Here is an 11,745-nt window from a genome sequence, read left to right as displayed (position 1 = left end):
GAGCCGTAACGAACCCTATCGAATAACACCGGTCCTAGCCGGAGCCTGAAAACACGACGCTATGTCGTGAACGTCGTTGGTAAAAGAGCAGGAGACTTATAACGCACCTATGTCAGTCGGCCCAAGGAAAGGGACAACCCACTATGCGCCAGGCGCTTCGAGCGCGAGCTATTGACCGGGACCCAATCTGCGGAGAGCATTATGGCCAGCGGCCTCGTTCTGCGCGCCGCATTCAAAGGCCGGACACATGGCAGCTCCGACCAGAAACGTGCAAAAAGTCGAAAACCTCTTGCCAACCCGGGGCCGTCCACACATGGCGCATCTGCGACCCGTGTTGTCACTGCATAGTGTCTGCTTTGCAGCGACAGCGACCGGTGGCTCGATGACCATTATGGCGGCGCAAAGCTGCCGTTAACAATTCCGACGTGGGCGCATAGTCTTCGGATCGGCAGCGAAAATAGTTCCCTGGCACGCGCAGTGCTCCCCAGGTTCGGGGCTCGGGCGTGATCACATGGAGACTCGCAAATTATCAAACCTCAAACTGTCTATGGAGCATCATTTCCGCTTTAGGTACGCAAACCGACAAGCAGCAAGGCAAGATCGCGCATCTGAATGGCTACGAAGTCTGCCGCATCAGCGCCTCGGTCGTGCTGCCTGAGGCGGTGGCACCGTCGGTCTTCGTGCCGGCTTCGTGGTGGCGGTCGAACTGCCGCGCCGCGTCGAAACGCCACCCAAAACGGCAGATCACGGCTCACGGATGGCGCTGTCGAGCCCCCGCAGCAATGGATAGAGAAAATACGAAATCACCGTTCGACGTCCGACTTTGATTTCGGCGGAAACGGCCATTCCGGGGAGCAACCGGACAGGATCGTTTGTTGTGCCGAGGCGCATATCGGAGAGAAGAATGCGGGCTTTGAAGAACGGAGAGTTGGACTGGCTTGCCGCGGCATCCTGCGGCGTGGGGGTGAAGGCGTCGCGGCTGACCGTTCTGACCGTGCCCGACGCCGTGCCGTATTTCTGGAACGGGTAGGCATCAAATTTGATCCGAGTCTCCTTGCCGACTTCGATGCGCCCGATGTCACGCGAATTGACTGAGACCTCGGCCTCCAATGGAACATTGAGAGGAACGAGCGTTACGATCGGCTCTGCCTCGCGGACAACCGAACCGACCGAGCGTTGCGCAAGATCGAGGACGACGGCATCGGCCGAGGCGGTAAGCACCACCATGTTGCGCCGCAGTGCCATTTTCTTCAGCTCGTCCCCTGCGGTGTCGCGCTGGCTGCGCAGCTCGACCAGTTGTTCCATCGCCGCCCGTCGGAAGTCTTCCATGAAGGCCCGCCGATCGGCCTGCAGTTTTGCATAGGAGTGCTCCGCTTCGTCCGCCCGCCCCCGCACTGCAGACAAGTTGGCTTCCACATCGAGACGTGCATCGCGCGCTCCGAGCAACATGATCAGCGAGCCGCTTTGGCGATTGTAGAGCCGCTGGCGGGCGCTCTCGACCAAGGACAAAGTTTCGCGACGATTGTTCAAGATCACCTCTTGATCCTTGCTCGCCGCAATCGTTGCCGCCTGACCTGCAATCTGTTGCTGGAAATTCTGAAGTTGAGCCATATAAAAGGCGTGCCGCAGCCCGAAGAGCTGCACTTGCAACACTTCGTCAGGGGAGTTACCGGCGATCGCCGAGTAGTCGGCGCCGGCAAGTTCGGCTTCAAGCCGCTTCACCTGCGCATCGAGCGCGGCGAATTTCGCGCGCAACTGATTGACATCCGACTGGCTGAATGTCGCGTCGAGCGTCGCAAGCGTCTGGCCGGCGTGTACGACCTCGCCGGCTGTCACATCGATCGTACGAATGATCGACGTTTCGAGAGGCTGAACGATGATCGTCGGCTGCGTAGTGATCAGCTTTCCGGGGGCGATGACCACTTCGTCGATCGACGAGACCGAAGCCCAGACTATAACGGCGCCAAGGAGAGCCGTAACGCAGTAGAGCGTGATGCGGGCTATTTGCGGTGGGGCGCGCTCTTCAAGCTCCACGGCATCGGACTGGAATTCCGCGATGACGGGCAAAAGGAGGCGCCTTGCCATCAGTTCGTTTCCGCGTCTTGCTACCGGGACAGGCGCGTTTGCACTGGATTTCTGGGAGGCAGCGTTCATGCCACTTGCCTCATCTGCTGTGACCAGAGATGGCGATATGTCATGCAGCGCGATACAAGCTGGTCGTGACGGCCGATATCGGCGACCTTGCCACGCTCGACCACGAGGATGGCGTCGGAGTCGACAAGGGTCGATAGGCGATGCGAAACGATGATCACCGTACGCCCCGCCGCGATCTGGCTGAGATTCTGCCGTATGATCATTTCGCTATCGGGATCGAGCGCGCTGGTCGCCTCGTCAAGGATAAGCAGCTTGGGATCGGTGATGAGCGCTCGTGCGATCGCAAGACGCTGCTTTTGCCCCCCCGAAAGATTGGACGCATTCTCCTCCAGCATTGTCTCGAAGCCACGCGGAAGGCGCGCGATGAACTCTTCCGCACCTGCGATGCGTGCTACCTCGACAATCTCTTCGATACTCGCACCCGGCTTCGCAGCAGCGATATTATCGCGCACTGTGCCACGGAACAGGAAGCTGTCCTGGAGCACCACACCGATACTCGTCCTCAGGTGAACGAGATCGATCTCGCGGCTGTCGTAGCCATCCATTCGAACAAGCCCCTGCTGGCTCTGGTAGAGGCCCTGGATAAGCCTTGTGATCGTTGTTTTGCCCGAACCGCTCTTGCCGACGACGCCGAAGACCGATCCGGCCGGAATGGTGAAGGAAACGTTATCAAGCGCCGGCGAATCCTCCGGGCCGTAGTGGAAGGTTACGTTGTCGAATTCAATGCACCCTTTGAGCTGTGGACGGATGCCGCGACCGCGACCAAACTGCTCGGCGCGTTGATTCATGATCTCCCCGAGCATGCGAACAGAAAGCGCGACGTCCTGGTATTCGTGGACCATTGTGACAATCTGGACGAGCGGCGCGGACACCCTGCCGGCGAGCATGTTGAACGCCACGAGCGCACCGACTGTCATTGTGCTGTTAAACACGTCGAGCGCGCCAAGGCCAATAATTGCGACGCTCATCAACTTCTCCAAAAGCGCCGTCATTGACTGTGCGATCGTCGAGATCTTTTCGACATGAAAACGCACAGAAATGGATTGTGCGGAACAGTCATCCCACACCTTGCGTTGACGAGGCTCAAGAGCCAGGGACTTGACGGTCTGCATGCCGTGAACGGTTTCGACGAGCAGAGCCTGCCTGTTCCCCTCGGCCAGATAGAGCGCCTGCAGCCGCCGCTGGAAAGGTCCGACAAGTATCATGACGACAAGCCCGACAAGCATGGCAAAGCCGAGAACCACAAGCGTAAGCTTGACACTGTAGAGCAGCAAGATCGGCACGAAGACAAGCAGCGACAGTCCGTCGAGAAGCGTCAGGAACAGTCGGCCCGTCAAAAATTCGCGGATTCGACCCGTCTGCTGCATGTGCTTGACGATGACGCCGGCGGACGCCTGCTCGAAGAGTGTGATGGGCAGATTGAGGAGATGCCCGAACGTGCGTGTCGCTATTCTGATGTCGATCCTGTTTGTCGCGTACAAAAGAAGATAGCGCCGCAGAAAACTGAAAACGGCATCAAAGACGAGCGCGACGGCTATGCCGACCGTCAGAACCGTAAGCGTCGCGTAGCCCTGATGGACAAGGACCTTGTCGATGACAATTTGAAAGAATATCGGCGTTGTGAGGCCGAGTCCGTAGAGAACAAACGCGGCGAGCGCGACGTCGCGGAAGAAGCTGCGTTGCCGGAGGACTTCCGGAATAAACCAGCGAAAGCCAAATGGCTGAGCCTCATCGCTCATCCGAAAATTGCGCTTCAGAAGGATAAGAGATCCGTGCCATTGTTTTGTGAACTGCTCTTCATTCAGGAGTATGAATTCCATGCGCTCTGCCAGGGGGTCGAGCACATGGATCCGTTCCCCTTCCTCATCGGCAGCGGCGCCGGCAATTACGACCCAGTTGCCGTTCTCAAGCCCGGCCAGCACCGGATAGGCATTGCCCAGTTCAAATAGTGATCGCCATGCGAGATGGGCCTGTTTGGCGCGCAGGCCGGCGTCCTTCGCTATGCGCAGCAGTTGTCGCACGGTAACCGGCTGATCGCCTACCGCATAGTCATGCTGCAAACGCTCAGGCGAGAGATCCACGCCGTGATGGCGGGCGACGAGCGCGAGACAGTGAAGGTTGGTGTGCATAAATATACCCATGGCCCGCCTTAGCGATTATCGTGTGCAGTCAATTGAAATTCGGGGAAGTGTTCAAAGGCTTCTGTGCCGGTTGAACAACATCCGATACCGAATCTGACGGAGCGCCTCCCATCCGACGAACAGCACCGGCTTCGACAAGTCCGCCGAGGGCCTTTTGCATCAGGTCCACCGCATTGGCGAAGGCATCAACCGGCATGATGATCCGCTGGCGAAAGACCGGCTTGGGATTGTTGCTCGCGTCGCGCTCAGTGGCCGACAGCGACATCAGATCGATCCTGACAATCGTCCCGGTAACGGTGATTTCGCCGATGCCGTCTGCGTAAAGTTCAATGCTCATGATCGTCTCCTCTGCTTTCCTGGGCTCAAAATCCGTCACGCGGTATGGGCGTGCGCCAGCGCCTTTCATACACCGTTGTGATGAGCGGCCTCCGCCCTCATGTCGCAAACATTGCAACGCCCGCCTGCGAGCTACCAAGCCGGAAACGGATCTTCGAGAGCGGACCAGTCCCGCGGATCGGAGCTGGCCAGACAGTCGTCCAACGCGGCACGGACGCCGGTCTCGTCCATGCCCACACCGATGAACACGAGCTCCTGCCGACGGTCGCCCCAAGCGCTGTCCCACAGGCTATGCAGATGCTGACGAAACTGCTGATGACTCGGCCAATCATGCCGGGGAACGGCTGCCCACCAAAGCCCCATAGGTTCGCAGCGCCGTTGCACCCCGGCAGCCGATATTAGACCCACGTGACGCGGCCGCGTGGCAAGCCAAAAATAGCCCTTGGCGCGGATTACCCCTGGCCAGGGCTCGTCCAGGAATTCTCGAAACCGCACGGGATCGAAGGGACGCCTTGTGCGATAGACAAAGCTCGAGACTCCGTATTCCTCCGCTTCTGGAACATGGGCGCCTGGGCTGTACAGCTCCTTGTGCCACAATGGGTGCGCGGCCGCTTTTGCTTCATCAAAGAGGCCGGTGTTGAGGACAGTTGCAAGAGGAACCTTGCCGAAATCCGTCTCCACCTGGCGCGCATCCGGGTTGAGTGCGGCAACCACCTTGCGGACTTCCGCGCGGATCGCGTCCGTCGAGTCCGAAAACTTGTTTATCACGACAACATCGGCAAATTCGATCTGGTCAACTAATAGGTCAATGAGTGTCCGGCGGTCCTGACTGTCACGCTGTTGACCACGGTCGCGAAGCAGATCGGCGCTACTGTAGTCGCCAAGAAGGCTTGCCGCGTCAACGACGGTGACCATCGTGTCAAGTTTCGCGAAATCGGAAAGGGAAACCCCATTCTCGTCGCGGAAGGAAAAGGTTGCCGCGATAGGGCGTGGCTCCGCAATGCCAGTTCCTTCGATCAACAGATAGTCGTATCGCCCTTCTTCGGCCAGTCGCCGCACTTCCGTCAGGAGGTCGTTGCGCAGGGTGCAGCATATGCAGCCATTGCTGAGCTCGACCAACGTTTCCGTCGTATGCGACAGGTTGCAGCCGCCACCTCGAATGAAACTAGCGTCTATGTTCACTTCGCTCATATCGTTGACAATGACGGCGACCCGCAGGCCCTCACGATTGGTCAGCACGTGGCTGAGAAGCGTCGTCTTGCCGGCGCCAAGAAAGCCGGCCAGCACTGTCACCGGTAGCCGGTTGATCCTGTTCATCGGCCTCCCTTCAATGTAGGCATTCGGAGCGACCGTTGCCGCGGCAAGCATTTTCTTCGTGTTAACCTCATCCGAAACCGTCCCACACCTTGTTCGATGCTTCACGCGGCGAGCTGCGGCCGGAAGACCACATCGGCCCAGTAGTTCGCTGAATCGAAGGTGCTGGTCGGGAAGAGACCTGTGGTGGCGGAGCCGCCATACGCATAGACGCCGTTGCCACCGGCGGCGGCGTTCGACAGCGCCGTCAGCGGGCCATTGGTGACGGGACTGGTGAAGAAGCCATCGGTCGCCACGTAAGTGCCGGTCGTGTGATACGACGCGATATATGTGGTGTTGGCGGCGATGGTGACAGGGGTCGCAAAGTTCACCGTCTGCCAGCCACTCGCCGAGGTGTTGGTGAAGCTGGCGCTGGCGAGCTTCGTGCCTGTCGTGGTCCACAAGTCGACGACGTTCTGTCCGTTGTCGTTGGCGCTGCGGTAGAACTTGATGCCGGTAATATCGCCGGCAACGTTCGACTGAAACTTGACGCCGACCTCGAGTTGCTGACCATCGTTGAGGTTCGTCTGGGCCGGTGTGTTGGAGGCGCTGAACAGGCTGTAGGTCGTCGCGGCTGTCGATGCGGCAATGTTGAAGGTTTCGCTGGCGGCGAGGCTGCCGAGATCGGTTGCCGTCACCTTGATGCCATACGTGCCGGCTGTCGTCGGCGTGCCGCTGAAGGTCCGCGTCGTGCCGTTGAAGGTCAGCCAGGCGGGAAGCGGCGAGCCGTTGGCGGCGGTTGCCGCGTAGGTGAGGCTGTCGCCGCTGTCGACATCGGTGAAGGTATTGGCCGGCAGCACAAACGAAAAGGCGGTGCCGACGGTGGCGTTCTGGGTGGCGGTCTGGGCGGCGAGCACCGGCGCGTCGTTGGCGCCGTGGATGGTGATGGTGAGACTTGCCGTGGCGGTGGCGCCAGCAGTGTCGCGCATGGTGTAGCTGAAGGCATCGCTCAGCGTGTTGGTGGACTGCCGCAGCCCCTGCACGGCGGCGTTGTTCTCGTTGATGGTATAGCTATAGGCGCCCGATGCATTGAGCACGAGACTGCCGTAAGTGCCGTTGAGTGCCGTGCCGAGTGTGCCCGCCGTCGCGCCGAAGCTGACCGCCGTGACGGTCTTGCTGTCGCCGGCATCCGGATCGGTGTCGTTGGTGAGCACGTTGCCGCTGGCGACCACGCCGCCCGAACCGTTGGCTGTACCGCCCTTCTCGGTCGCGTCCCCCGTGTCGGCAACCGCCGTCGGCGTCGTGTTGCCCGGTGTCGTTGACACGGCGATGTTGAAGGTTTCGCTGGCGGCGAGGCTGCCGAGATCGGTTGCCGTCACCTTGATGCCATACGTGCCGGCTGTCGTCGGCGTGCCGCTGAAGGTCCGCGTCGTGCCGTTGAAGGTCAGCCAGGCGGGAAGCGGCGAGCCGTTGGCGGCGGTTGCCGCGTAGGTGAGGCTGTCGCCGCTGTCGACATCGGTGAAGGTATTGGCCGGCAGCACAAACGAAAAGGCGGTGCCGACGGTGGCGTTCTGGGTGGCGGTCTGGGCGGCGAGCACCGGCGCGTCGTTGGCGCCGTGGATGGTGATGGTGAGACTTGCCGTGGCGGTGGCGCCAGCAGTGTCGCGCATGGTGTAGCTGAAGGCATCGCTCAGCGTGTTGGTGGACTGCCGCAGCCCCTGCACGGCGGCGTTGTTCTCGTTGATGGTATAGCTATAGGCGCCCGATGCATTGAGCACGAGACTGCCGTAAGTGCCGTTGAGTGCCGTGCCGAGTGTGCCGGCCGTCGCGCCGAAGCTGACCGCCGTGACGGTCTTGCTGTCGCCGGCATCCGGATCGGTGTCGTTGGTGAGCACGTTGCCGCTGGCGACCACGCCGCCCGAACCGTTGGCTGTACCGCCCTTCTCGGTCGCGTCCCCCGTGTCGGCAACCGCCGTCGGCGTCGTGTTGCCCGAGGTCGACGGGTTGAACATGACGTCGACCCAATAGTTTGTCGCCTGGAATGTGCTGGTCGGGAACAGGCTGGCACTGCCGTATCGGTAGACGCCGTTGTTGCTGGCGGGTGCCGTCAGAGGACCGCTGCTCACGTTCGAGGTGAAGTAGTTGGCGGTTGTGGAGTAGCGGCCAGTGTTAGTGTGGTAAGAAGCCGTATAGGTTTGCCCCGGCGTCAACGTCACCGGACTGGAGAAAGTCGCCGTCTGCCAGCCACTCGCCGTCTCGTTGGTAAAGGTGAGGGTCGCAAGCCGCGTGCCGGTGCTCGACCACAGCGAGCCGGTATGGGTTCCGGTGTCCTGGCTGCCCTTGTAGAAGCGGACACCGCTGACGGTGCCGTTCACCGACGTCTGGAATCTGACCCCTAGTTCGACGGCTGACGTATCGTTGGTGTTTACGACAGCAGGTGTCGCCGACCCGAACAGCGAGACAAAGCTCGGCCCGGTGACGGTGACCGTGCGTCCGGCTGATGGCGCTTCCAGATTGATGCTGTCATCGACGGCGCGGGAGCGGATCGTATAAGTGCCGGCGGTCTGCGGCGACCAGGTATAGGTCCAGTTCTCGTCACCGATCGCCGGATGCCAGCTCGCTCCGTTGTCGGTCGACACCTCGACGCCGGCGATCACGCCGCCGCCCGCGTCGGTGGCGGTACCGCTGATCGTCACGGTGGACCCTGAGGCAACATTGGCGGGTACCGTAATGACGGAGGTTGGGGCGCTCTGGTCGGTCGAACCAGTCGCGGCGACGAGCCCGGATTGCAGCGTCCCCGGCTGGATGCCCATGTCGGCGAGCAGGTTGACCATCGCCTGCTGCACGCGCGGATCGGTCGGCGTCGCCTCCTTGTCGTGATTATCGCTCAGGCCCCAGGACCAGTAGACGGTGCCGGCACCGAACACCAGCGCTCCGCTTGGCGCGCGATAGAGCGTCAGGTTATGGGTAGAGACGCCGCTGCCGGTAGTATTGCCGTAGTCGAGCAGATAACTGTTGACCGGAACCGTCGTCGACGACAGCTTGACGAGGCCGGCAGGATCGAAACCGTTATCGACTGCTTCGTCCCACTCGTAGCCGAGATAGTTCCGCGTCAGCGATGCGGTCTGGCCGGGCTGAAGGTTGGAGACGCTCGTGTTCCGCCAGAAGCGGAGATTGGCGTCGTCATAGGGGACGGCAATCGACTGAAGATTTGTGCCGACGTCGTCGACCTTGAACAACTGCCCGGTCAGCGAGTTCTCCGGATTGCCGCCGCCGATGGCGGGCGGGCTGAGGCGTGGGTCGCGGAACGTCCCGGTCCACTCGTTGGAAGGATCGATGCTGGCGCTCGGCGACCAAGTTTCCTTATAAGAAATCAGCGTACGGTAGGGCGTGGCATCGCTGCTGAAGCTGTTGCCCCAGCGGGTACGCCAGTAGACCTCGTTACCGCTCCAGAACTGCAGGTGAACGCCCGCGTCGCGCGCAGCTTCCACATTCGCCCGCTGCTGGCCTGACCAGTATTCATCGTGCCCCACATCCAGATACATCGTGTGGTTGAGGAGCAGGTTTCCAAAGCGGTCGGCATCGACACCCGCCATGTAAGAAACATCATAGCCGTTCTGTTCCAGCCAGTAGATCCCTGCATACTCGGCCCCGAACAAGTAGTCCTGCGGTCCGGCAAAGGTGCCGACCCCGCCGCGGGTCGCAATGGGTCGGTTGTAGCTGACGGCATAGGCACGGCCCGCCCCCTGCCCCGTCGCGGGGCCGTTGCCGCCATAGAAGTTTGCGCCACCCCAGCCGTTATAGGCCTGCCAGGTGGTGTCGGAGGTCTGGAAGACGATGTCGCTCTGGCTGCTGTCGTCGCGCACGATGAACGGAATGTGGTTTTCGCCGGCGGTGCCGTCCTGGCGCACGAGCTTGGCGATATAGACGCCGGAGACGGCGTCCGCGGGTACGGTCCACGACGCCGAGACTGCCCAGTTGCCGGCGTCGACGGTGCCGGTTGTTGCATTGCGCAACGGATTGGGCTGTGTCTGCAATCCGGTGTGCTGCAGGGTTGCGACCTTGCGCGCGCCCATGCCGCCGTAATAGCCGAGCCGGTAAATATCGATTCGATAGTTGGTGGAATTCGTATTGATCTTGAAGCTGACCGTCTGGCCGTTATCGACGCTGATATCCGTGGCGAAGCCCTCGATGTTCGAGCTCCCGGCGCCGTCGATCCCCCACTCGCTTTCAGGATTGCCCTGCTTCTGGTTTTCCAGCACGATCAAATTGTCGGCCGCCGCCGCGGCCGCCAGCTCTTGCGCCGTGGCTCTCCGTGCCGCCGTCACCGGCCTGGTGACCGAACCGGAAAAGATGCCTATGCCCTTAGCGTTAGGGTTTCCCGTCCCGACCTCTCCGCCTGGCAATGGTCCGTTGCGGGCCGGTGATTCTGTCCACCTTGCGGTTCCGTTCCAGCCCGAGAGAGGGGACAAGTCACGATCCAGAAGCGGGTCGCTGATCGAGGCGCCGATTGTCCCCTTGACTGTCGGCACATAGTCCGGTCCCTCGGTCAGCCTGGTCCCCGGCAATTGACCGTCCCGTTGAAGCATACCACTGCCTTCGGCCCAATCCAGAATCCGGGTCGGGGAGGTAAAGTAGCCGCACCCGCAGACACCAAAAGGCATGCCAAACGCTAATGAATGAGATCCGGCAACGTGCGCAGTCGCCTGCGCTGACGGAGTCGACTCTAGTATTACAACGTTGCCCGAAGCAGAGGGCTCGCCCGCCACAGTGGTCGAACCTCGCCCTGTGGGGGCACTTTGCGGCAGAAACGAAGCCAAAGGATCGTCGCTTATACTAGTCTCAAAGCGGGTGTCAGGGAGTGACGATACAGTTCCGGATGTGACCCGATTCACGTCCCGCGTCAAAGGTGCAACATCCGGTACACCATCGAACAGCAGAGGCGCGGCAGAACTACCGCTTGGATTTCCCATTCCTGGAATCGTGGCGAAAGTGTCGGTCAACGGCGGCAGTGCGTGGTCGATATTGGCCTGACCGTCCGCGTCGGAGGCCCCTTCGCCTCTTTGCCCACTGTCGTGCTCATTGACCGCAGAGTTGTTGACGAGACTGTCAACCGAGGACCCATGCTTGTTCCCATCCACAGTTTGCACCGACGACGCAAGTTGAGAAAAATCCTCGCGCCCACAGGTAGTCTTGCGCGGCCTAACCCGTCGGCCGGCCAGCCACCGGGGGATCAACGAATCGAATAGTATTGAGCGGGAAGCTCCCCAGCGAGCTCTGCGATACATGGCATGTCCCTCTCGCGAAATTGCCACGATCAACACTTAGATTTGGAATTATAGTCGAAAGCAAGAAGAATATATTCTACCAATTTCGAGCTAAATCAGGTGATATTCTTTTTAGCGATAAGTTTCTCCGCAAAGCAAACGGAACATCAAGTAAAACAATAAATAAGCTTTTCACAAAGAAACTCAACTGGTTTTTAACTCCGCCAAGAAGATAACCACACTGTCTTTATCGGGTACATTTAGTTTACTTATCGATTTCGGCTGCATTCCGTCGCGCATTTTTAAGTAACGATATTCACAAAACACTTTTGATGCAGCATTAATTGCATGTTACTCCTCACAAGTCTTGCACAATTCTTAATTCATCCCAACGACGTCTTCGGTTCGATGAGCCTAGGCCTTCAGCAGCACCATCTCCGGCCCGACGCCGATCTCAGGAGCAGATTGAAGGCGATGAACCGGATGTGATGATCGGGGATGCCCGCCATTTTGTTCTCCGGATGGTACCGGATCTGGCTTTCTTTGCGGGATTG

The 11,745-nt window shown here is 60.1% G+C and carries 5 protein-coding genes; all 5 read right to left on the bottom strand.

Annotated elements, in window-relative coordinates; all coding sequences use genetic code 11:
* Positions 1-744 precede the first annotated feature (744 nt).
* The gene (locus HGP14_RS15920; protein WP_168830828.1) at positions 745-2,154 is read right to left on the bottom strand and encodes an HlyD family type I secretion periplasmic adaptor subunit; all 1,410 of its coding nucleotides are present in this window, start codon (positions 2,152-2,154) and stop codon (positions 745-747) included.
* Positions 2,151-4,295 (bottom strand): peptidase domain-containing ABC transporter, encoded by a 2,145-nt coding sequence (locus HGP14_RS15915; RefSeq protein ID WP_168830827.1) that lies wholly within the window; start codon positions 4,293-4,295, stop codon positions 2,151-2,153. Before HGP14_RS15915 ends, HGP14_RS15920 begins: the two co-directional genes overlap by 4 nt.
* Positions 4,296-4,323: 28 nt before the next feature.
* Complete coding sequence (locus HGP14_RS15910; RefSeq protein WP_168830826.1) at positions 4,324-4,632, bottom strand: hypothetical protein; 309 nt, start codon at positions 4,630-4,632, stop codon at positions 4,324-4,326.
* Positions 4,633-4,763: 131 nt separating this feature from the next.
* A complete protein-coding gene (locus HGP14_RS15905) occupies positions 4,764-5,948 on the bottom strand; it encodes a GTP-binding protein (RefSeq protein ID WP_168830825.1) in 1,185 nt (394 codons plus the stop codon).
* 101 nt (positions 5,949-6,049) lie between these two features.
* The gene (locus HGP14_RS15900) at positions 6,050-11,212 is read right to left on the bottom strand and encodes a DUF4082 domain-containing protein (RefSeq protein WP_168830824.1); all 5,163 of its coding nucleotides are present in this window, start codon (positions 11,210-11,212) and stop codon (positions 6,050-6,052) included.
* Positions 11,213-11,745: the final 533 nt, after the last annotated feature.

The sequence above is a fragment of the Rhizobium sp. P32RR-XVIII genome, from assembly GCF_012641395.1.
Lineage (GTDB): Bacteria > Pseudomonadota > Alphaproteobacteria > Rhizobiales > Rhizobiaceae > Rhizobium.
Note: the sequence above shows the minus strand (reverse complement) of the source record. Positions and strands in the feature narration are given on the sequence as shown.

Excerpts from the sequence above, each read along its gene's own strand:
- HGP14_RS15905 (WP_168830825.1), bottom strand. The coding sequence starts at position 5,948 with ATGAACAGGATCAACCGGCTACCGGTGACAGTGCTGGCCGGCTTTCTT.
- HGP14_RS15910 (WP_168830826.1), bottom strand. The coding sequence starts at position 4,632 with ATGAGCATTGAACTTTACGCAGACGGCATCGGCGAAATCACCGTTACC.
- HGP14_RS15915 (WP_168830827.1), bottom strand. The coding sequence starts at position 4,295 with ATGGGTATATTTATGCACACCAACCTTCACTGTCTCGCGCTCGTCGCC.
- HGP14_RS15900 (WP_168830824.1), bottom strand. The coding sequence starts at position 11,212 with ATGTATCGCAGAGCTCGCTGGGGAGCTTCCCGCTCAATACTATTCGAT.
- HGP14_RS15920 (WP_168830828.1), bottom strand. The coding sequence starts at position 2,154 with ATGAACGCTGCCTCCCAGAAATCCAGTGCAAACGCGCCTGTCCCGGTA.